Origin of the sequence: Prochlorococcus marinus str. MIT 0917 (assembly GCF_027359575.1) — a bacterium.
In the GTDB taxonomy this organism is placed as follows: domain Bacteria; phylum Cyanobacteriota; class Cyanobacteriia; order PCC-6307; family Cyanobiaceae; genus Prochlorococcus_B; species Prochlorococcus_B marinus_D.
On record NZ_CP114784.1, the window covers coordinates 1,287,454 to 1,310,384 of the forward strand.

Below are 22,931 nucleotides of genomic sequence, written 5' to 3' on the forward strand. Positions count from 1 at the left end.
TTGAGAAAAAAATTTCTATGCCGAAAAACTACGAAGAATTTAAAACCTATTTAAAAAAAATAGGTAGTGGTGAGTTTACAGGCAAAAGTCTTACTCGCGAAGAAACTAAAGCAGCTATCACACTGATGCTGAAAGAAGAAGCAACTGCAGCACAAATTGGTGGTTTCATGATTGCACATAGAATTAGACGTCCTATCCCTGAAGAATTAGCCGGGATGATTGACGCCTATAGAGAACTAGGACCAAAAATTCAATCACCTAGTAATCAACGTCAACCTATATTTTTTGGGATGCCTTTTGATGGTCGAAAAAAAACTGCACCTATATATCCTCTAACAACTTTACTATTACTAACGCAGAAAAAGCCTGTTATTTTACATGGTGGTTCTCGTATGCCTGTGAAATACGGCGTTACTCATAACGAACTCTTTCAAGCGCTAGGATTAAATTTAACCGGTCTATCAATCGAACAACTGCAAAATTTTTTCAATCAGAACGACCTTGCCTTAATACATCAGCCAGATCATTTTCCACTAGCTGAAAATTTAATTCCTTATAGAGATCAAATAGGTAAACGCCCACCTCTAGCAAGTATGGAATTAATCTGGACATGTCATCAAGGAAGTCATCTACATATAAGTGGCTATGTTCATTCTCCTACTGAAGAAAGACATTGGACAACCTTAGAACTTATGGGAGAACAAAATGTGATTACTATCAAAGGACTGGAAGGTGGAATAGATCTTTCAATAAGTCGTTCATCAACAATTGGACAGTACAAAAATCAACATGGAACTAGAACTGTTTTTCATCCCAAAGACTACGCATGTTCTGGAAAAGATATTGAATGGAGCGACATCACAGAATGGAAGAAATTTGCCTTACAAGCTCTTAATGGCGAAGGCCCTTTAACTAAAGCGTTAGAGTGGAATGCTGGTATTTACTTTTTTTATGCAGGCTTAAGCTCTGATATTAAAGAGGGAATTAATAAAGCAAAAGAAGTAATCAATTCAGGGTTTGCTTTAAAGAAATTAGAAAAATTAATTCATTGGAGAGACGAAAATATTGATTCCTAAAAGCTTTTTAACAATACATTTAATACAAAGTTTTTTCCATTAAATAACGAGAAAAATGAACACCACCTATTTGTATTTCCTCGGGAGCAATAATTGTCCATCCATGACGTAAAAGAAGTTGATAACTACATAAACTTGCCTCTGTTTTTAAATTAATAGGTCTATCTTTGAGAGTATCTTCCTCAATTTGATGTAATAGAGCTGTAGCATGCCCCTGACGAGACGAACGTCCTCGGCAATAAAGTAATGCCAAGCGATTATGGGGATATTTCAAAGCAAATGCTTCAATCGTTTTATTAACACAACTCACCCAGCCCACGCCTTGCTTCAAAGGTTTATCTAAAATCCCAGGCAGATATGCTAATGCTGACCATGCTTCAATCTGTTCTGGGCTATACAAGGATTTATCGCAAGTTCGAATAGCATCTTCATAAACTTCTCTGAGAGCAATTTCGTCAGAACTCTCACAAGGTCGCAAATATCGATTTAGACTGATTTTATTATTTGAAGCCAAGTTCTCTGACAGTATGAGAGGGTGAATAAATTATGAGCTATTTGCTTTGAGAAGGCTAAAAATTCCAACACTTTTAGGAGCTTTCATAACACTTCTAGATGATCGGTTAGGTGAAACTATTGTTTTACCTTTATTACCTTTTTTATTAGAACAATTCACCACAAGCGCGACCACTCTCGGTTTTCTAACTGGAACGTATGCAATATCGCAGTTTGCTGCAGCCCCATTAATAGGAGCGATGAGTGATCGTTTCGGTCGCAAGCCGATAATGATCACATGTGTATTAGGTTCAGTAATAGGTATATCCTTATTTGCATTAACTGTAAGCCTAAATTGGGATAATTTTTTACCTTTATGGGCCTCAACTGTACCTTTATCTTTACTATTTTTAGCCAGAATAATTGATGGTATAAGTGGCGGTACAGCAGCTACTGCTACTACGATACTTGCAGATATCTCAACCCCCGAAAATCGCGCAAAAACCTTTGGTTTAATTGGAGTAGCGTTTGGTTTGGGTTTTATTCTCGGACCAGGATTAGGAACAGCCCTAGCTAAATTTAGCGTTACTTTACCGGTATGGGTCGCAAGCGGATTTGCAATATTTAATCTTGTTTTTGTCATTTGGTTTCTACCTGAAACACTGCCAAAAAACAAAAGAAATTTACTACCAAGAAAAAGAGATTTGAATCCAATTAGTCAGCTACTAATTGTATTTAAAAACCCGTTAGCGAGAAGACTTTGCTTATCATTTTTTGTTTTCTTTATGGCATTTAATGGCTTTACAGCTGTTTTAGTCCTTTATTTAAAAGAAAAATTTGGATGGAGTCCTGAATTATGTAGTGCTGCTTTTATTGTCGTTGGAGTTATTGCGATGATTGTTCAAGGAGGTCTAATTGGTCCTCTTGTAAAAAGATTTGGGGAGTCGAGATTAACTTTTGCTGGTATTGGCTTTGTAATGACAGGATGCATTCTTTTAACGCTCGCAAATATAGACACGTCAATTCCACTTGTATTTTCTGGCGTCGCAATACTTGCAATGGGAACTGGACTAGTAACTCCTAGTTTAAGAGCATTAATTTCAAGAAGACTAAGTTCTATAGGTCAAGGAGCAGTATTAGGAAATCTGCAGGGTTTACAAAGTCTGGGAACTTTTCTTGGAGCAATAGCAGCGGGACGCTCATATGATCTTTTGGGTCCAAGAAGTCCATTCTTTGGCACAATATTGCTTCTACTATTAGTTATGTTTTTAATTTCAGGGAAAAGTCTTAACAAGCAAAAAGCTATCTCCTAGACTGATAGATCATCCAGCCATTAAAATAATAATAATTTAAAATTGAATAAATAAGTGATAGATATGACTAGTCCAAAAATCAATAATGAAACTTATATTAATCGTGAACTGAGTTGGATAGATTTTAATAAACGTGTTTTAGAACTTGCTATAGAAGAAGAAACACCATTACTAGAAAAAATTAAATTCAGTTCAATCTTTAGCAATAATTTAGACGAATTTTTTATGGTTAGAGTTGCCTCATTAAAATCACAAGTAGAAGGTGGAATCTCAAAAAGAAGCCAAGATGGAAAATCTCCTGAAGAACAACTTATTGAAATTCGAAATTATTTAGACCCTATTTTAAAGACGCAGCAATATAAAACAAGAAAATATATAGAAGAGGACTTTAAAAAAAATAATATATTTATACTTGAATATAAAGAGTTAAATGAAAGACAAAAGGTTTGGATAGATAATTATTTTACAACTGCAATTTTTCCGATCCTAACCCCCTTAGCAGTTGACCCTTCTCATCCATTCCCTTTTATAAGTAATCTAAGTTTAAATTTAGCTGCAATTATCGTCGATAATGAATCAGATAAAGAACAATTTACCCGCATAAAAATTCCTGGTGAAAGTATTTCTAGATTTATAAGTATTCCAGTTGAACTAAATAATAAAGAATCAACAAAATACACAGGAATTGCCATTGAACAAATCATTGCAAATAATCTATCCATGCTTTTCCCTGGGATGGATGTTAAAGAATATTCATTCTTTCGCGTTACAAGAGATGCTGATCTAGAGCTTCGTGACATTGAAGCTGATGATTTAATGAGTGCATTAGAAGAAGGTTTACGCAAGCGTCGCAAAGGAGGTGAAGTAGTGAGGCTAGAAGTCTCTATAAATACGCCAAAGGTAATTCTTGATCTTTTACAAGAAGGGATGAATATTGACAAAGAAAATTTATATCAAATTGAGGGGTTACTAGCATTAGATGAATTAATAGAATTAACAACTTTCAATCTACCGAAATTAAAATTTAAAGAGCATCAAGGCATTACTCATAGTTCACTCAAAAATAGTCAATTGCGAGAACAAGAAGAATTAGATACTAGAAATAAAAGCAATTTTAAAAGTATATTCTCGATTATTCGCCGTAATGATTTACTAGTCCATCACCCATACAATCTTTTCTCAACCTCAGTCGAAGAGTTTATTAATCAAGCTGCGGAAGATAAGCAAGTCATGGGAATCAAAATGACCTTGTATAGAATTTCCAAGGACTCTTTAATTATTGATGCACTAATAAGAGCTGCTGAGAAAGGAAAACAAGTAATGGCGCTCGTTGAACTAAAAGCAAGATTTGATGAAGATAATAATATCCAATGGGCAAAACAATTAGAACAAGCTGGAGTTCATGTTGTTTATGGAGTCATTGGACTAAAAACTCATACAAAAATTGCTTTGATCATAAGAAAAGAAAAAAACAGATTAAGAACATACTTTCATATTGGTACTGGTAATTATAATTCAAAAACGTCTAGAACATATACAGATTTTGGCTTACTATCTTGCCAGCCTGAGCTTGGTCAAGATCTTATTGAACTATTTAATTATCTGACTGGGTTTGCTAAACAACAGTCCTACAGAAAATTATTAGTTGCACCGGTAACTCTTAGAAGTGGAATAGAAAATCTAATCAAAAGAGAAATCAATTATGCAAAAAATGGCTTGCCGGCAAAGATAATAGCCAAAATGAATTCCCTAGTAGATCCAGAAATTATAAAGCTACTTTATATAGCATCACAGGAAGGAGTAGAAATTGAACTTATCATTAGAGGAATGTGCTGCCTATATCCTCAGAAAAAAGGCTTAAGCGAAAATATAAAAGTAACAAGCATTATTGGTAGGTTTTTAGAACATTCAAGAATCTTTTGGTTTTCCAACGATGGAGATGCAGAAGTATTTATTGGTAGTGCAGATTGGATGAGGCGTAATTTAGATCGAAGAGTTGAAGCAGTTACACCTATTCAAGACAATAAAATTAAAAAAGAAATTAAACATTTATTAGATTGTTATTTAGAAGAAAATAAAGACTCTTGGAAGATGCAAAGTGATGGTAGCTTCGCCAAAAATCCAATTTTGAATGATAAGAAAAAATATATTCAAGAAAAAATTATTAAACTATACAAGAAAGAAGAAAATTAAAAAATTTCAAAGCTTTTGTCAAAACATTTAATCTGTTTTTTTGATGCGCTTTATACCTAATTAGGCAAAAAGTCATAAATTTTTCGTTTCAATTAGTCAACTTCTCCTTATAAGTGCTAACTTCTTAATAAATCTAATTTCAAGAGGCCAGGGTGATGGGGATCCCGCTGGAATCTGCCAAGGCAATTTCTGATGTTTCATCAGAGAAGTCCAATTCGGCAAGCACAAGTCAAAAACTATCTGCATCAACTGTAAGTAGTCAAAAATCTCGAAGTTCAAGAAGACAAAGTAATCGTCTAGCTACTGATGCTATAGGTTTCTATCTCACAAGTATTGGAAGAGTCCCACTTCTGACTCCTGCAGAAGAAATTGAGCTTGCTCATCATGTCCAACAAATGAAAGATTTGCTGAGCCTACCTCTTGAACAGCGATCTACCCGTCAGAAACACAAAATAAAAATGGGTAAACGGGCAAGAGATCGCATGATGGCTGCAAACCTGAGACTTGTTGTAAGTGTTGCAAAAAAATATCAAAACCAAGGTCTCGAATTACTCGATTTAGTTCAAGAAGGTGCCATTGGATTAGAGAGAGCAGTTGATAAATTTGATCCTGCAATGGGTTATAAATTCTCAACCTATGCCTACTGGTGGATAAGACAAGGTATGACTCGTGCCATTGATAACAGTGCTAGAACTATTCGACTGCCAATACATATCAGCGAAAAACTTTCAAAAATGCGCCGGATATCGCGTGAATTATCTCATCGATTTGGTAGGCAACCAAATCGACTAGAGTTAGCAAACGCAATGGGAATTGAACCTCAAGATCTGGAAGATTTAGTGTCTCAAAGCGCGCCATGTGCATCTCTTGATGCTCATGCAAGAGGCGAAGAAGATCGAAGTACTCTTGGAGAACTAATTCCAGACCCTAATTCCGATGAGCCCATGGAAGGGATGGATAGAAGTATTCAAAAAGAACACCTTGGAGGATGGTTATCTCAATTAAATGAGAGAGAGCAAAAAATCATGAGACTTCGCTTTGGCCTCGATGGAGAAGAACCACTTACTCTTGCTGAAATTGGAAGACAAATAAATGTTTCGAGAGAACGTGTAAGACAACTTGAAGCAAAAGCAATTTTAAAATTGAGAGTAATGACTACCCATCAAAACGCTGCTTAATCATTGCCTATTCAAATAGCTATTTTTATTATTGCGTTATGGATAATTATAATTTTATTAATTGCAGTTTTATGTAAAAGATATTTTCCTAAAAAAGAAGAGTTAAGTAGAAAAATTATTCATATAGGAACAGGGCCTGTAATTCTTTTAGCCTGGTTATTTGATATTCCAAAAAATATAGCTTTCTCAACTGCATTATTGATCACCATATCTTTAGGTGTTAATTATCAATATCGTTTATTACCTGCCATTGAAGATGTCGAGCGAAAAAGTTTTGGAACAATTGCATATGGTATCAGTATCACACTTTTACTTTTACTATTTTGGCCTCGCTATGCATCATCAATTTCCATAGGAGTTCTATCAATGGCTTTTGGTGATGGATTAGCAGGTTTACTCGGAAGGTCTATTAACTCTCCAAAATGGTCAATACTAGGTCAAACGAAATCGATCGTTGGAACATTAACAATGGGGTCAGTAGTAGCTATAACGACTTCAATTATCTCTTCAACTAATAATTTAGGGATACAGCCTCTAGAAATTTTAGTCTTCTCGCTAATCGCAACTTTTTTAGAGCAAATAAGTCCCTGGGGTATCGACAATTTAACTGTACCTATTGGAGTAACTTGTATAGGGATATGGTTAATAGGAGTATAAAAGAACAACTAAATTTATCTGACTGATTCAGCTAGTTCCTCTAATAAAATTTCAGTTGTAGAAAAGTTTATGCATGCATCCGTAACACTTTGCCCATAAGTAAGTTTTGATAAATCTGAATTTAATTTCTGATTACCCTCAACAAGATGACTTTCAATCATTACGCCCATTACATTCTTTGATCCACCTTTTAATTGTGATGCAACATCCCGTAAAACTTCTGATTGTCTACGAAAATCTTTATTTGAGTTGCCATGGCTACAATCAACCATGACTCTTCCAGGCATCTTAAATTTTGCTAATTCATCTGCAATTAAATTAATTGCATCAAGATGATAATTAGTTCCATTCTTACCACCTCTTAGAACGAGATGACCATCTGGATTGCCTGTAGTACTCACTATCGAAGCGTGACCATCGCTATTAATTCCTAAAAAATGATGAGGTTTTGAAGCCGCTTGCATTGCATTAATAGCTATGGTTGCTGTCCCATCAGTACCATTCTTGTAACCAACCGGCATTGATAATCCAGACGCCATTTCACGATGAGTCTGGCTCTCTGTAGTTCTTGCTCCAATAGCAGTCCAACTAATTAAATCAGCAATATATTGAGGAACAACTGGATCCAGTAATTCAGTTGCTGCCGGCATTCCTCTTTTGGCTAAATCAAGTAATAGACCTCTTGCCTTTCTTAAACCAGTATTTATATCGTAAGAATTATCAAGATGAGGGTCATTAATAAGCCCTTTCCATCCAACAGTTGTACGTGGTTTCTCAAAATAAACACGCATAACAATCTCTAGCTTTTGACTATATTTCTCCCTTAGTGGAGCTAAACGATTTGAATATTCAATAGCAGCATCAACATCATGAACGGAACATGGTCCAACAATCACCAAAATTCTCGGATCATTGCCATGAAGAATTGATTGAATCTTATTTCGAGTAGTAGAGACAACTCCAGAGGCTTCCTTATCTAAAGGCAAATCTCTATGAATTAATGCTGGTGACATTAATGGACGCGTCTCGACCACATGAAGGTCTGAGGTGCTATCCACCATTGAAAAATATGATGAGGTGGACATTTAAAGCGTGATCATAGATATAAGATTAGAGAAGTATCAGTCATAGGGGGGTAATAAGTTGCATTATCTGAATGTTTGTTCAAGAAACATGCAGTTGTAAACAATGAAAACACAAGGCCCTCACTCAAATACATCCTCTGTTGAGATTTAAAAATGCTAAAAAATTACTTATCACATGTTGCAGAAAGAGAAGCTTTAGGAATCCCTCCGCTTCCTTTAGATGCAAAACAGACTAAAGATTTAACAGAGTTATTAGAAAAACCAGAGAAAGAATCCGACCAAAACTTCTTACTGGATCTTCTGGTCAATCGAATTCCTCCTGGAGTTGATCAAGCCTCTTATGTCAAAGCGACTTGGCTTAGTTCAATTGCTCAAGAAGAATCACAAAGTCCGTTAGTAAGTCCGTTAAAAGCAACTGAGCTTTTAGGTACAATGATTGGCGGATATAATGTGGCAGCATTAATTGAAATACTAAAATCTAATAATAAAGAATTAGCATCTTCAGCTTGTACCGCATTGAGTAATACTCTTTTAGTTTATGATGCTTTAAACGACATTTTTGAATTAGCGAAAAAAAATATTTATGCAGAAAAAGTTATAAATAGCTGGTCCAATGGAGAATGGTTTACTAATAAACAACCCTTAGCTGAAGAAATAACATTAACAATATTCAAAGTTGAAGGAGAAACAAATACAGACGACCTCTCTCCAGCAACTCATGCCACCACAAGACCAGATATTCCTTTACATGCTCTAGCGATGCTAGAGACTCGAGACCCAAATGGTTTAGCCACTATTGAAGAATTAAAAAAGAAAGGATATCCAATCGCATATGTTGGCGATGTCGTTGGGACAGGAAGCTCTAGAAAATCAGCAATAAACTCTGTCCTTTGGCATACAGGACAAGACATACCTTACGTACCAAATAAAAGAGGGAGTGGGGTTGTAATAGGAGGCAAAATTGCTCCTATTTTCTTTAATACTGCTGAAGATTCAGGTGCACTTCCAATTGAATGTGATGTAAGCAATCTCAAAACAGGAGATGTCATCACTATTTTCCCTTACAAAGGAGAAGTTAGAAGAAGTAAAAATCAGGCAAACAGTGGAGAACTTCTATCAAAATTTGACTTAAAACCACAAACTATTACTGATGAAGTAAGAGCAGGTGGGCGAATTCCTTTAATGATTGGAAGAGCTTTGACAGACAAAGTGAGAACAAAATTAAAACTTCCTCCCTCTACTCTTTTTATTCGTCCTGGTCAGCCACCTGCATCAAAGCACGGGTTTACGCAAGCTCAAAAAATAGTTGGAAAAGCTTGCGGTTTAGAAGGAGTGCTCCCTGGCGCAAGTTGTGAACCAATAATGACAACAGTAGGTAGTCAAGATACCACTGGTCCAATGACTAGAGATGAAATGAAAGAATTAGCCTGTTTAGGTTTTTCTGCTGATTTAGTTATGCAGAGTTTCTGTCATACGGCAGCATATCCCAAGCCCGTTGATATCAAAACCCAAAAAGAACTCCCTGATTTTTTTGCTGAAAGGGGAGGTATAGCATTAAAACCCGGTGATGGAATTATTCATAGTTGGCTAAATAGGATGCTTTTACCCGACACAGTCGGGACAGGTGGTGATAGTCATACTCGATTCCCATTGGGCATCTCATTTCCAGGAGGTTCGGGAGTTGTAGCATTTGCTGCAGCCATTGGTTCCATGCCTTTAGATATGCCGGAATCAGTTCTTGTTCGTTTTAAAGGGTCTTTACAAACTGGCGTCACTTTAAGGGATGTAGTTAATGCCATTCCATGGATGGCTATACAACAAGGTCTTCTGACCGTAGCGAAAGCAAACAAAGTTAATGTGTTTAATGGAAAAATATTAGAAATTGAAGGTCTACCAAACCTAAAATTAGAGCAAGCCTTTGAGTTAACTGATGCAAGTGCAGAAAGATCTTGTGCTGGATGCACTATTCAACTCTCTGAATCAACAATCAGTGAATATTTAAAAAGTAATATTGTTTTACTTAAAAATATGATTGCGAGGGGATATAAAGACCCAAGAACAATAAGTAGAAGGATTAAAGAAATGGAAGATTGGTTAAAAAAACCAGATTTACTAACAGCCGACTCAAATTCTCAATACTCAGAAATCATCGAAATAAACTTGAATGAACTTAAAGAACCTGTTTTAGCTTGTCCTAATGATCCTGATAACGTCAAACTTTTAAGCGAAGTCGCAGGCACTACCATTCAAGAAGTTTTTATTGGTTCGTGTATGACTAATATTGGTCATTATCGAGCCGCTGCAAAAATTCTTGAAGGAGAAGGGAAGATAGCAGCACGATTATGGGTATGTCCGCCAACACGAATGGACGAGGAAATTTTGAAAAAAGAAGGATATTACGAGATCTTTGAAAAAGCTGGTAGCCGAATGGAAATGCCTGGTTGTTCTCTATGCATGGGCAATCAAGCTCGTGTAGAAGATAATTCAACTGTTTTCTCAACCAGTACAAGAAATTTCAACAACAGATTAGGGAAAGGAGCTCAGGTGTTCTTAGGAAGTGCAGAACTGGCCGCTGTTTGTGCTTTGTTGGGTCACATACCTACAACTGATGAATATCTTGCAATAGCTTCCAAAAAAGTTTCCCCTTTAACTAACGAAATATATAGATACTTAAACTTTGATGAAATACCAAACTTTATCGAAGATGGCCGTGTAATAACAAAAGAAGAAGAGGCCTCTATTTTACAAACCTAAATTGAACTAAATGATAACAAGTCAAAGTCAAAATCCCATTAAAAAAAAATCAAGTCAAAGCATAAAAAAACTTCTTCAGAGGAAATGGCTAAATGTAATTCTTGCTCTCATACTTACAGGTTTAGGAGCAGCATTAACAGGAATATTATTTAAAACTGGAATTCATGCATTAGAAGATTATCGATCAAAGCTTCTTGCATATATACCTAGATGGATAATTTTGCCAATATTAGGCGCATTAGGAGGCTTGATTTCTGGATCTCTCATTCAAAATTTTGCCCCTGCAGCAAAAGGAGCAGGTGTAAGTCACATCATTGCTTTCCTTCGTCATAAGCCTGTCCCTATGGGATTAAGAGTTGGAATCGTCAAACTTTTTGCTGGAATTATTGCTATTGGCAGTGGATTCCCCCTAGGACCAGAGGGACCAGCAGTACAAATGGGAGGATCTGTTGCTTGGAAAATGGCAAAATGGCTAAAAGCACCCATTTCATTTCGTAGAGTCATAGTTGCAGCAGGAGGAGGTGCTGGAATTGCTGCAATTTTTAGTGCTCCAATTGGTGGCTTTATTTATGCAATTGAGGAACTTCTAAATTCAGCGAGACCAGTAGTTCTCTTACTAGTAGTAATAACAACATTCTGGGCTGATAGTTGCGCTGATATTTTGCAAGCGATTGGACTTGATGAAAAAGCTGGTAGATTTGTTGATAATTTAGGTTTTCAATTAGAGAGAGCATATACGCCAGTAATAGAATTCTTTCCGATAGACTTTTTATACCTAATAGTTTTAGGAATCTTACTTGGATCCTTAGCAGAAATATATTGCCAATACGTTTTAAAGATGCAAGTCCTAGGAAACAAATGGTTTAAAAATAAAACTATTCAAAGAATGAGTTTGTCCGGATTATTACTTGGTTCAATGTATTCAATAATTCCAGAAAGTTTTCATAATATTGAAGGATTACAAAATATTATTGTTAATGAAAGTAGTAGTTTTATCCTCGCAATAAGTATATTTTTGGTTTTATTTTTTGCGTCTGGTTTAGCAGCAGCCTCTGGAGCTCCAGGTGGTTTATTTTACCCAATGCTCACCTTAGGAGGAGCGATAGGATTAGCTAGCGGTATAGGAGTAGAAATATTAACGGGCCATGTGCCAACAACATATATTTTTGCAGGAATGGGTGGATTCGTGGCTGGATGCTCAAGAACCCCATTAACTGCGATGTTTTTAGCCTTCGCGTTAACTAAAAATCTTTTAATACTTAAACCACTCTTGATTACATGTATAGCTAGCTTTTTAACTGCCAGAATATTTAATGAACATTCAATTTATGAAAGACAAATTACAATTGAAGAAGAGGAATTAATATAAAGCTTTCTAAAAAATTTTTTAATGAAAAATTATAGTTTTAGAATTATAAATCATGCATCTAAGACCTATCAACAAGATCCAGCCTAAGAGATTTATTCTGCTATCAAATAATGGAATATCTGTCGCATGAAAACAAATGAGAATTAAAGTAGAGGTCCACCAAGCTCGGTCAACTATTATATTTTTTTGAAGATTTAAATTATTAAATATTCTATAAAAAAAAGAAATGAATAATAAGCTAAACACAAATATATTTATCAATAAAGAAACTATAACACCATGGCTAATTGCCAATTCTAAAGGTAAATTATGAGAATGGCCATGAGATAAACCTGTCCTTAAAGGATAAAGAATTGAAAAAGCTGCAGCCCCCAACCAAACCATGGTTTTTCAAAAATTAAATTAAATCCTATTTTCCATTGACCAATACGTGTTGCTTCAAAAGGTCTACTATCAACGAATTGCATATCATTTAATCTCATCCAAATAGATTCAGGAACAATACTCCTTGCAAATTGTTGAATTCCAAAATCAAAAAATGGTAAAACGGCAATAATCACCGGAAGAAAGCAAATAAGCATTAAAGGTATTAACCAAATCCACGATGATGAACCAAAAACTAATGGTAAACCTAAAAAGATTGCACCCCATGCGTTTCGAGAATCAGTCAAAATCATTGCTGAAACAAAAGCAATTAAAAGAGCGAAGGGAATAACTCGGTTTCTTCCAACAATAAAAGGATGCAGAACTGACGCCAAACAGAATGGCCATACGCCTGATAACCATGCAGCAGTAATATTTGCATAATCGAACAACCCAGACAATCTGCCTAGAGGCTCACCTCCTGGAGAAATAAACCAAATTATTAAACCATCAAAAATCTGCCAAGGTCCCTCCCATCCAAGCCATAACTGACCAAATCCTGTTATTAAAACAGGAAGACTTCCTAAAACAAGCGTAGAAGCACATTTTTTTCTTCTTTCAGGAGTTGACAAATATGGTTGCAAGCCCCAAAAACACCAAAAGAATGGCAACCAATTAAACAGGCCAAGCCAAGCTAACCAACCAGTTTGAGAACGAATACAACCAATTACCATCAAAAAAGTTACAACTACTAGCGGATAATTCCAATATTCCCTCAAATAGAGATCCCTTCTTTTAAAACTTCCGTCAAAGAGAGCTACAAGCAAAAATACATAAGAAATTAATGCGCTTGACGGCAAACAAAATACGCCTAACTGAAAACAACTCCAGCCAACATTGTCTGAAAAATTATTTTTTAAATTTAGGAAATAAGCATTATTTATCATGCAAATACTGCCGTTCTACCTCTATAAACCATGACTTGTCGTCTTAAATGCAATCTTAAAGCTCTTGCCAAAGCGACTCGTTCCAAATCTCTACCCTTCCTTATTAAATCTGATACTTCATCACGATGACTCACATTAGATATAGTCTGCTCAATTATTGGACCAGCATCAAGATCCTTAGTAACGTAATGCGCTGTTGCACCAATTAATTTTACCCCTCTTTCCCAAGCTTGATGATATGGTTGAGCACCTTTAAACGCAGGAAGAAAAGAATGATGAATATTGATGAGATGAGGAAACTTTTCTAAAAATGAACTACTTAAAATTTGCATATATTTAGCTAAAACCCCTAAATCGATTTGATACTCATTTAACAAATCAAAAATTTTACTTTCAGAATTTGCTTTGTTATTTTTATCTACTTCTATCAGCTTAAAAGGAATAGAAAATCCTGAGCAAATTTCCTCTAAATCTGAATGATTTGAGATCACTAAAGGTACATTCATACATAATTCACCTGCCTTAACTCTCCATAAAAGATCAACCAAACAATGACTCTGCTTACTAACAAAGATGGCAACATTAGGAAAGTCATCAGAGAAGCTCAAAACAGCTTTTCCATTAAATCGCTGCTCAAGTAAAATTACTTCAGATTTGATTTCATTTTTATCAAGCAGAAATCCATCTAAATCCCACTCAATCCGACTGAGAAACAATTTTGCATCTGCATCTGTATGGTGATCAGCATGTCTAATATTACCATTTTTACTTGCTATCCAACTTGCCAAATCACTTACAAGTCCTGGTTTATCAGGACAAATGAACTGCAAAATAACTGTTTTGATGCTCACTAAAGCTATATCCTTAAACTATTCTCTTTTTTAGACCACCCATTGAAAATTAACAAGCAAATTTCATAGATTCTGTGCAAATGAATAGCCAAAAATCAGAAAAAAAGCAAACTGAAATCTCAGTTATTGGTTGCGGTATAGCAGGAATTACAACTGCCTTTCATCTAGGGACAAAAGGTTATAAAGTAAATTTAATCGACCCAACAGTAAACTCAGAAATAAATAATTTATGTCCAAAAAATGGAACACAAGCTAGTTTGGGTGTTCTCATGGGTAATGTCTACAAAAGATCAAAAGGAAGAGCTTTTTCACTAAGAAATAAAAGTATGAAATTATGGAAAGATTGGCTTACTCAAATAAACTATTCTGAGTCAGGCTTTATATTTGAAAAACCATTAATTAAACTAACAAATTCTGAAAAAGAATATCAATCAATGATTGAATTAAGAAATAATAAAAAAAATTTTGGAATTGAACTATTAGATAAAAATTCTTTATCTTTTTGGAATTCAATATTTGAAACAAAATTAATCGGGGGATTAATATCTCATGAAGATGGACGATTAAATCCGATACAATTAATAAAGTCATTAATGAAAAGTCTTGACCAGATAAAGATAAATAAAATCGACAAAAACGTTAGTAAAATAAGTAAAAATAGTAGTTCATACGATAAAAACTGGAATATAGATTTAGAAAATAATCAATCTATTACTCAAGATTATATTGTCATTTGTTCTGCATTAAATACTCACAAATTATTAAAGCCATTAGGCCATGAAATACTTTTAGAACCAATATTAGGACAAGTTATTGAATTAGAGTTAAAAAAAAGGAGTTCGAATTGGAAAGAATGGCCTGCAATATTAAATTATCAAGCTATAAACTTTATACACCATCATCCAAATCATATGATTATAGGAGCAACTATCGAACAAAGCACGAAACCAAGCTTTATAAATAAACAAGAAATGTTAAATATGAACAATACTGCTCCAAAATGGATGGCTAGCGCAAGAGTTTGCCATGAATGGAATGGAATCAGAGCTAAGCCAGTTAACGAACCTGCTCCCTTATTGAAACAACTAGAACCCGGTTTATTAATTAATACTGGTCACTATAGAAACGGTGTTTTGTTAGCTCCTGCATGCGCTGAGTGGATTGGAAATCAAATAGAGGGTCAAATAAATATTAATGAGTAAATATATATTTATTTTGTCTCGGTGAAGTCAGCATCAATAACTTCATCTCCACCAGTGCCACCTTCAGTATTAGAATCTTCGGCAGCTTGAGAAGCAGCATTTGCTTGTTGATATACAGAAGCTCCTAAGGAATACAATTCTTGTTGAAGCTCCTCAACTAAAGTCTTCATGCTTTCATAATCATCTTTTTCTGTGGCCTCTTTTAACTTGACGCGTTTCTCTTCAACTTTCGCTTTCGCTGCTTCATCTACTTTATCGCCAAGCTCTCCTATTTGTTTTTCTGCTTGATAAACAAGTGTTTCAGCTTGATTTTTAATATCAATTCTTTCACGTTTTTCTTTATCAGCAGAAGCATTCATTTCTGCATCTTTAACCATTTTATCAACTTCGTTATCCGACAAAGTAGATGCTCCAGTAATAGAGATACTTTGCTCTTTGCCGCTTCCTTTATCTTTTGCGTTAACACTTAGAATTCCATTTGCATCGATATCAAAAGTTACTTCAATTTGCGGTACACCCCGAGGAGCAGGAGGAATTCCATCTAAACGGAAGGTTCCTAAACTTTTATTATCTGAAGCCATCTCACGTTCACCTTGTAAGACGTGAATTTCTACATTTGTTTGACCATCAACTGCAGTTGAGTATGTTTCAGCTTTTTTAGTGGGAACCGTAGTATTTCTTGAAATCATTTTTGTCATCACTCCACCCAATGTTTCAACGCCAAGTGATAATGGAGTGACATCAAGTAGCAAAATATCTTTAACTTCTCCAGCAAGAACTCCACCTTGAATAGCTGCTCCAACAGCTACTACTTCATCTGGGTTAACTGTTTGATTTGGATCCTTAGTAGTTACTCTTTTTACTAACTCTTTAACCGCTGGCATTCGTGTAGAGCCTCCAACCATAACAATCTCATCAATTTCTCCAGTAGATAATTTTGCATCTTTCAAAGCTTGCTCTACAGGAACTCTGCAACGATCAATAAGGTTTGAAGCCAATTCCTCAAATTTTCCTCTTGTTAGGGTCAAATCAAGATGCTTAGGACCCTCAGGCGTAGCAGTAATAAATGGAAGATTTATTTCGCTTTGAGTAGCATTTGATAATTCTATTTTAGCTTTTTCAGCTGCTTCAGTTAAACGTTGAAGTGCTTGCTTATCCTGGCGTAAATCAATACCTTCATTACCTTTAAATGTGGAAGCCAAATGATCAACAATTACTCTATCGAAGTCGTCGCCACCTAAATGAGTATCTCCGGAAGTAGAGAGAACTTCAAAAACTCCATCTCCTACTTCTAAAACAGATACATCAAAAGTTCCTCCACCCAAATCGAAAACTAAAATTCTTTCGTTACTCTTTTTATCCAATCCATATGCAAGAGCAGCAGCAGTTGGCTCATTTATAATTCTAAGAACTTCTAAGCCAGCAATCTTTCCTGCATCCTTAGTCGCTTGTCTCTGGGAGTCATTGAAGTAAGCAGGGACTGTAATTACAGCTTGAGTAACTGTTTCACCTAAATATTTACCAGCATCATCAGACAGTTTTCTTAAAACTTGAGCACTTACTTCTTCAGGAGAAAACTGCTTATCCAGTATGGGGCATTTTAATTTAACGTTGGAGCCTGCTTTTTCAACTCCATAACTAACTTCCTTTGATTCATCATTAACTTCATCAACTCTGCGACCAACAAATCTCTTTGAGGAGTAAAAAGTATTTTCAGGATTCATCACTGCTTGGCGCTTAGCAATTTGCCCAACCAATTGATCTTGATTTTTTGTATAAGCAACGACAGATGGAGTTGTTCTGAATCCTTCAGCATTTGCTATTACTGTAGGCTTACCGCCTTCCATAACAGCAACACAACTATTTGTAGTTCCTAGATCGATTCCGACAACCTTCCCCATGAGTGATTCGCTCCTTTGATTTCATTCTTTAAATATCATCCTCGTCAGTGAAACCTATTTGAGGCGAGGCGTGGTTCCCGAACAGTCTCTTAGCAATTTTGAATCAGCATTATCAAAAATGAGTACTATCACTGGAAAAACTAATCTGGTAGGACTTCTTGGACAACCAGTAAATCATTCCCTTTCCCCGATTATGCACAATGCCGCATATGAAGAAATGGGACTTGACTGGTGTTATGTAGCAATGCCTTGCGAAAGTAAAAATCTAACAAAAGTAACAAAAGCATTAAGGTACTTAGACTGCAAGGGATTGAATATAACTATTCCTCATAAACAAGAAGTATTAAAGGCCTGTAATAAGTTAACCGAAATTGCAAATGACATCCAAGCAGTTAATACACTTATACCTGAAAAAAATAATCAATGGATAGGTGCTAATACAGATGTAGAAGGATTCTTGACACCATTAAAAGATCATAATTTAGGCAATAAAAGTGTGGTTGTAATAGGTTGCGGAGGCAGTGCTAGAGCAGTAGTAATGGGATTAAGTAGATTAAATATTAAAAAAGTAACAATCATTGGTAGGAACGAAAGTTCTTTAGATATTTTTGTAAAAAATATGAGTAATTTATTATCAAATAAAAAGATATTAATTGAAGGTATTAATAACAAAAAATTAAATATTTTACCATATATACAAGAAGCCGATTTAATTATTAACACAACTCCAATAGGGATGAATAGCAGAAATGCAAAGCAAGATAATGTTCCTCTTGGTTATGAAATATGGGACTGTCTATCTAATAAAACTATCTTGTATGATTTGATTTATACTCCAAGACCAACAAACTGGTTAATACTTGGACAACAAAAAAATTGTATTACAATTGATGGTCTAGATATGCTTGTCGAACAAGGAGCTATTGCAATAAGACTTTGGAGTGGTTTTAATAACGTACCTGTTAAAACAATGAAATCATCTGCAGAAAAACATTTAATGGTTTAATCTAAGCATAAATACAATAAATTATGCCTTCACTAGGTGAAAAAATACTAGGGATTATTCTATATATGATTCCATGGTCTGAATCTCTAATCTTTGGTAATCATTTATTTATAAAGTATCCTTTTACACAAATAATTCAAATACCTGCGATCCCAATAATCTTAATTGAAAGATCAATACCCTTTGGCAGTTTATTATTATTTTTAGCTATCTTTATTGGATTAGTAAGAAATACTAAAGTATCTTACTTTATGCGTTTTAATGCACTCCAATCATTATTAATCAATATTGGAATAATAATAGTAAGTTTTACTTTCGAAATTATATCTAGTACTTTTTCAAACACACTAATTATAAGAACCTTCTCGAGTACTTTATTAATCAGTCTGTTTTTAGTGATTCTTTATTGTGTTTGGTCTTGCACACAAGGCAATGAACCTAATCTGCCAGGAATCAGCCAAGCAACAAAAATGCAATTGTGAAAGTTACCACCTGGGTATAATATTGAGGCTCCGTCGCTCTTAATGAGCCAGAAGTCCTAGTCGGAAATCTCATCCATGTCTGAAAAACCTTATTACGAAACCATGTACATTCTTCGTCCGGACATACCGGAAGAAGAAGTAGATAGCCATCTAAAAAAATATAGTGAAATTCTTGAGAAATCTGGAACTGAAGTATTAGATAGTCAAATGAGAGGCAAAAGAAGACTTGCCTACCCCATTGCAAAACATAAAGAGGGAATATATGTGCAATTGAGTCACACAGGCAATGGACAACAAGTTGCAATCCTAGAGAGAGCCATGAGGTTAAGTGAGGACGTTATTCGCTACCTCACAGTGAAACAAGATGGTCCTTTACCAACTCCAAAATCCACTTCTAAAGAGGATGAAACAGAAAAATCTGAAACAGAAAAAGAAGAAATAAAACCTACTGAGGATAAGAAGACTGAAACACCTGACAAAGATGAAAAAAACGAAGAAGCTAAGGAATAAAAGTAAGAGCTAAATAAAATTCAAAAAAATTCTTTATTTTACTTGTTTATCCAAGACCAAATTCTACTAGGCAATCCCCAAACATAAATAAATCCTTCTGCGGATTTATGGTTGAACTTATCCTCACTTCCATAAGTAGACATGTCAGAGATATACAAACTATTTTCTTTCGACTTGCGACCAATAACATCAGCATTGCCCTTGAAAAGCCTAACCCTTACTGTTCCATTAACTTGCTTTTGCGAATAATTAATAAATTCATCCAAAGCTTCTTTTAAAGGGCTAAACCAGAACCCTTTATAAACCAAGTCAGCCCATTGCCTTTCCAGCCTAGATTTAGTATCTAATAAATCAGCTGGTAAGGTTAAACTTTCCATTTCTTGATGAGCTTTAATTAATAAAAGCAAACCTGGTGTTTCATAAATTTCTCGACTTTTAATTCCCACTACTCTGTCTTCAATAATATCCAAACGTCCAAAGCCATGCTTTGCTGAAAGACTATTCGCATTTTTAATCAGCGATACTGGATCCATTAGTTCTCCATCAATTGCAACTGGAAAACCATTTTCAAAAAGAATATCTACAATTTCAGGCTCGTTAGGCGAATCAGCAATAGAAGAAGTGATGCCAAAAACTTCATCTGATGGCATCTCAAATGGATCTTCAAGAGGACCAGCTTCAATACTTCTCCCCAAAAGATTCAAATCAATCGAATAAGGATTTTTTTTACTTACAGGAGGCACTATTCCATATTTTTCGCCATAAGCAATAGTTTCTTCACGACTCATGCCCCATTCACGTGCTGGTGTAAGCAATTGCAAATCGGGAGCTAAAGCTCCTATTGTCACATCAAAACGAACTTGATCATTGCCTTTACCCGTGCATCCGTGAGCAACTCCATCAGCATTAAATTCCCTTGCAATTTCAACAAGTTTTTTTGCAATTAATGGTCTAGCTAATGCCGTTGAAAGTGGATATCTACCTTGATACAAAGCATTGGACCTAATTGCAGGAAAAGCAAAATCTTCAATAAAAGGCTTTACTAAATTACCAATTAATGATTGTGAGGCTCCTGCTGAAATAGCCTTTTTTTTAATTTCATCAAGCTCGTCTCCTTGACCAAGATCTGCTGCAAAAGCAATTACATGCTCCACTCCATACTCCTTCTTCAAGTAAGGAATACAAACGCTAGTATCGACTCCCCCTGAATAAGCCAAAACAACCTTTTTAGCCTTTCCCATATGGTTCTCTCCTTGATAAGGAAATTCAATGCTCCTTATTAAATATATAGAACTATTGGACAGTATTTCTGATTTAGATCATCAATGCTGATTAAATATTTTGAAGGGCTAAAAAACTGTAAAAATGATTCAATATCATTCCCATGGCTGCTTAATAGATTTTCCTGATTGGCTTTCAGCTAAGAAACCTATGAGCCATACCGAAATAAAAGCAAATGAAGTTAATCCAAAAAAAATAAGTACATAAATTAACCAAGCATCAATGTTATGACCAAAAATCAATAAATCTTGAAGATCACCATTAGTAGTGAAAATAAAATAAAGATATAAAAATTTAGAAGTCACTTGATAATCAAAATTAAATTGAAGGATTTAAGAAGAAAGATCTCTTGACCAAAAAATAAATTAAAAGAAAAAGGGAAGGTCCAAACACCAAGCATCCTACTAACCAATGGTTTATGTGAAAGGAGTGAGGATGAAGAATACCTGCTGCGCGTAGAGAAATACTTACTAAGAAAGCTATAACCCATGTATAAATCATCAATATCAACTTTGAACTCAGCATAAAGATTAGAAAATTAATCCATAATGCACTATGTTAATTCATCGACCATAATATTTATATGAGCGATCTAGAAAAAATCAATTTATCTGATTTAGACGGCATTAACCCCGCATTAACTCGCTATGGCAGACAAGAGCCTGCTCCTGTACTCCCACTTAGAGAAGAACCCGATTTATTATCTTGGCTAGAAACAAGTGGAAGATTAGTGGCTGATGAAGATTCAAATGATCAAGAAATAAGTACAGTTGAAGAAGAAGAGCTTTCAGCTTTAATGGGAGAAAAAGAAGACTATAAAGCCGAAGAAGAATCAACCGATGAAGAATGGGAAGATTAAATTACTAGCTTAAGTTTTGGCAAAATCCATAAAGCTTTTAAATAATAAAAAAATATCATTTTTTTATAGTGTTAATAATCAAATATTCATTTTATTTGGATTAATATTAATTACTTGTATATTTTCTGATTATTGGTTTAAAATTAATAATTTAACTATTACTTTTATAATTACAACGCTAGTATCATCAATTGTTACTTTTATAGGAATACGTAAATTAAAAAAAATTAAGGTTCAACAAATCATTAGAGAAGAAGGTCCAAGAAACCATCTTATTAAGCAAGGAACTCCAACAATGGGTGGAATTTTTTTTATTCCTATTGGAATAATAATAAGCAATATTTTATATTTTAATAAAGACGATTACAAAATTATTTTGACTTTAACCTTTGTTATTATATCTTTTATGTTTATTGGCTTCATAGATGATTTTATTAGTTTAAAAAAACAATTCAATACTGGTCTCAAATCTTACGAAAAAATAATTTTACAATTTTTTTTTAGTTTTGTTTTTATTATTATTTGTGCATATAATAATTTAATACCATACGATATTCAAATAGCAGGCAATATTATTTATATAGGAAATCTAATTTATCCTTTAGGAATATTTGTATTATTAGCTGAAAGTAATTCAACCAATTTAACTGATGGTCTAGATGGTTTATTGAGTGGATGTAGCGTATTAATTTTCACAGGACTAGCTATTAATATTTTATTAAATAATACAAGTAATAATTCAACACTAGCTCCTGTTTGTATTGCAATGGCTGGAGCTTGTATGGGATTTCTTTTTCTAAATAAATATCCTGCAAAATTATTTATGGGAGATTCAGGTTCTCTAGCTATTGGAGCATCTCTGGGTGGTATAGCTTTAATATCAAATAATCTTTGGTCTCTTTTGATCATGGGAGGCATACTTGTCGCAGAGTCTATATCAGTAATAATTCAAGTAAGTATTTTTAAAATTTCTAAGCGATTAAAAGGAAAAGGTCATAGATTATTTTTAATGACTCCATTACATCACCATTTTGAACTTAAAGGTAACAATGAAATTCTTATTGTAGGTAGCTTTTGGTTAGTTACATTATTGTTAGTAATGATAAATCTAATTTTTTTAATAAATACTAGCTCTTTCAATTAAACAGATGACCTATTTTACCTGGAGAGAAGAAGGGCTAACTAAAGACTGTGAAACTCTAGATTCTATGGCCGCTAGATTTGAAGAGTCTGCAAGACTTATGAGAAAGATGTCAGAAGAAGGTTTTAAAGTCGAAAAAAGAAATAAACAACAAATAATAACTCATATGGATTCAAAAATTTTTAATGATTGGGGCTTTGTTAGTGAAGAACCTCCATACCAACAACTTACATTAATACTTGAAGAAGAAAAAGAATAAAACTTATCTATT

The 22,931-nt window shown here is 34.6% G+C and carries 21 protein-coding genes; 14 read left to right on the forward strand and 7 right to left on the reverse strand.

Features of this window, described 5'->3' with window-relative positions; translation table 11 throughout:
- Window positions 1–17: 17 nt before the first annotated feature.
- Entirely contained in the window at window positions 18–1,076 is a 1,059-nt protein-coding gene (locus O5637_RS07350; RefSeq protein WP_269603822.1) for an anthranilate phosphoribosyltransferase family protein, read from the forward strand.
- Between the two features lie 19 nt (window positions 1,077–1,095).
- On the opposite strand, the gene O5637_RS07355 is transcribed toward O5637_RS07350, so the two are convergent.
- The gene (locus O5637_RS07355; protein WP_420063732.1) at window positions 1,096–1,527 is read right to left on the reverse strand and encodes a GNAT family N-acetyltransferase; all 432 of its coding nucleotides are present in this window, start codon (window positions 1,525–1,527) and stop codon (window positions 1,096–1,098) included.
- A gap of 109 nt (window positions 1,528–1,636) precedes the next feature.
- Here O5637_RS07355 and O5637_RS07360 point away from each other — a divergent pair, with 109 nt between their 5' ends.
- The 4 genes from O5637_RS07360 (at window position 1,637) to O5637_RS07375 (ending at window position 6,909) form a co-directional block, all read left to right on the forward strand.
- Window positions 1,637–2,881 (forward strand): MFS transporter, encoded by a 1,245-nt coding sequence (locus O5637_RS07360; RefSeq protein ID WP_269603826.1) that lies wholly within the window; start codon window positions 1,637–1,639, stop codon window positions 2,879–2,881.
- A gap of 63 nt (window positions 2,882–2,944) precedes the next feature.
- Window positions 2,945–5,074 carry a polyphosphate kinase 1 gene (ppk1, locus tag O5637_RS07365; protein ID WP_269603828.1) on the forward strand — a complete coding sequence of 710 codons (2,130 nt, stop codon included), beginning with the start codon at window positions 2,945–2,947 and terminating at the stop codon, window positions 5,072–5,074.
- Between the two features lie 155 nt (window positions 5,075–5,229).
- Window positions 5,230–6,252 carry an RpoD/SigA family RNA polymerase sigma factor gene (locus tag O5637_RS07370; protein ID WP_269603830.1) on the forward strand — a complete coding sequence of 341 codons (1,023 nt, stop codon included), beginning with the start codon at window positions 5,230–5,232 and terminating at the stop codon, window positions 6,250–6,252.
- Window positions 6,253–6,255: 3 nt separating this feature from the next.
- On the forward strand, window positions 6,256–6,909 hold the full coding sequence (locus tag O5637_RS07375) for a diacylglycerol/polyprenol kinase family protein (protein ID WP_269603832.1): 654 nt from the start codon (window positions 6,256–6,258) through the stop codon (window positions 6,907–6,909).
- Window positions 6,910–6,923: 14 nt separating this feature from the next.
- On the opposite strand, the gene O5637_RS07380 is transcribed toward O5637_RS07375, so the two are convergent.
- Window positions 6,924–7,994, reverse strand: coding sequence for a 3-deoxy-7-phosphoheptulonate synthase (locus O5637_RS07380; protein WP_269603834.1), 1,071 nt, complete (start codon window positions 7,992–7,994; stop codon window positions 6,924–6,926).
- A gap of 153 nt (window positions 7,995–8,147) precedes the next feature.
- Here O5637_RS07380 and acnB point away from each other — a divergent pair, with 153 nt between their 5' ends.
- Complete coding sequence (acnB, locus tag O5637_RS07385; RefSeq protein ID WP_269603836.1) at window positions 8,148–10,748, forward strand: bifunctional aconitate hydratase 2/2-methylisocitrate dehydratase; 2,601 nt, start codon at window positions 8,148–8,150, stop codon at window positions 10,746–10,748.
- A 10-nt stretch (window positions 10,749–10,758) separates the two neighbouring features.
- Window positions 10,759–12,117, forward strand: a complete 1,359-nt coding sequence (locus O5637_RS07390) for a ClC family H(+)/Cl(-) exchange transporter (protein ID WP_269603838.1) — start codon at window positions 10,759–10,761, stop codon at window positions 12,115–12,117.
- 338 nt (window positions 12,118–12,455) lie between these two features.
- Here the strand turns inward: O5637_RS07390 and O5637_RS07395 are convergent, their stop codons facing one another.
- Window positions 12,456–13,427, reverse strand: a complete 972-nt coding sequence (locus O5637_RS07395; protein ID WP_332299744.1) for an O-antigen ligase family protein — start codon at window positions 13,425–13,427, stop codon at window positions 12,456–12,458.
- Window positions 13,424–14,278, reverse strand: coding sequence for a formyltetrahydrofolate deformylase (gene purU / locus O5637_RS07400; RefSeq protein WP_269603840.1), 855 nt, complete (start codon window positions 14,276–14,278; stop codon window positions 13,424–13,426). Before purU ends, O5637_RS07395 begins: the two co-directional genes overlap by 4 nt.
- 80 nt (window positions 14,279–14,358) lie before the next feature.
- Between purU and O5637_RS07405 the strand changes: the two genes are divergently transcribed.
- The gene (locus tag O5637_RS07405; protein WP_269603842.1) at window positions 14,359–15,480 is read left to right on the forward strand and encodes an NAD(P)/FAD-dependent oxidoreductase; all 1,122 of its coding nucleotides are present in this window, start codon (window positions 14,359–14,361) and stop codon (window positions 15,478–15,480) included.
- 8 nt (window positions 15,481–15,488) lie between these two features.
- Here O5637_RS07405 and dnaK read toward each other — a convergent pair whose 3' ends face one another.
- Window positions 15,489–17,381 (reverse strand): molecular chaperone DnaK, encoded by a 1,893-nt coding sequence (dnaK, locus tag O5637_RS07410; RefSeq protein ID WP_269603844.1) that lies wholly within the window; start codon window positions 17,379–17,381, stop codon window positions 15,489–15,491.
- A 70-nt stretch (window positions 17,382–17,451) separates the two neighbouring features.
- Here dnaK and O5637_RS07415 point away from each other — a divergent pair, with 70 nt between their 5' ends.
- The 3 genes from O5637_RS07415 to rpsF all read left to right on the forward strand — a co-directional run bounded on the left by O5637_RS07415 (window position 17,452) and on the right by rpsF (window position 19,379).
- Window positions 17,452–18,387, forward strand: a complete 936-nt coding sequence (locus tag O5637_RS07415; protein ID WP_269603846.1) for a shikimate dehydrogenase — start codon at window positions 17,452–17,454, stop codon at window positions 18,385–18,387.
- 23 nt (window positions 18,388–18,410) lie between these two features.
- Entirely contained in the window at window positions 18,411–18,869 is a 459-nt protein-coding gene (locus tag O5637_RS07420) for a Tic20 family protein (RefSeq protein ID WP_269603848.1), read from the forward strand.
- A 75-nt stretch (window positions 18,870–18,944) separates the two neighbouring features.
- A complete protein-coding gene (gene rpsF / locus O5637_RS07425) occupies window positions 18,945–19,379 on the forward strand; it encodes a 30S ribosomal protein S6 (protein WP_269603849.1) in 435 nt (144 codons plus the stop codon).
- Window positions 19,380–19,417: 38 nt separating this feature from the next.
- Here rpsF and O5637_RS07430 read toward each other — a convergent pair whose 3' ends face one another.
- Together O5637_RS07430 and O5637_RS07435 are read right to left on the reverse strand one after the other, a co-directional pair.
- Window positions 19,418–20,620 (reverse strand): argininosuccinate synthase, encoded by a 1,203-nt coding sequence (locus tag O5637_RS07430; protein WP_269603851.1) that lies wholly within the window; start codon window positions 20,618–20,620, stop codon window positions 19,418–19,420.
- Between the two features lie 135 nt (window positions 20,621–20,755).
- A complete protein-coding gene (locus tag O5637_RS07435; protein ID WP_269603853.1) occupies window positions 20,756–20,965 on the reverse strand; it encodes a cytochrome B6 in 210 nt (69 codons plus the stop codon).
- Window positions 20,966–21,243: 278 nt separating this feature from the next.
- On the opposite strand from O5637_RS07435, the gene O5637_RS07440 reads away from it, so the two are divergent.
- The 3 genes from O5637_RS07440 to O5637_RS07450 are packed head-to-tail and all read left to right on the forward strand — an operon-like array spanning window position 21,244 to window position 22,919.
- Complete coding sequence (locus O5637_RS07440) at window positions 21,244–21,519, forward strand: DUF3134 domain-containing protein (protein ID WP_269603855.1); 276 nt, start codon at window positions 21,244–21,246, stop codon at window positions 21,517–21,519.
- 16 nt (window positions 21,520–21,535) lie between these two features.
- Window positions 21,536–22,663, forward strand: a complete 1,128-nt coding sequence (mraY, locus tag O5637_RS07445) for a phospho-N-acetylmuramoyl-pentapeptide-transferase (protein WP_269603857.1) — start codon at window positions 21,536–21,538, stop codon at window positions 22,661–22,663.
- Between the two features lie 4 nt (window positions 22,664–22,667).
- Window positions 22,668–22,919: a hypothetical protein gene (locus O5637_RS07450; protein WP_269603859.1), complete on the forward strand. Its 252-nt coding sequence runs from the start codon at window positions 22,668–22,670 to the stop codon at window positions 22,917–22,919.
- The last annotated feature ends 12 nt before the right edge of the window (window positions 22,920–22,931 follow it).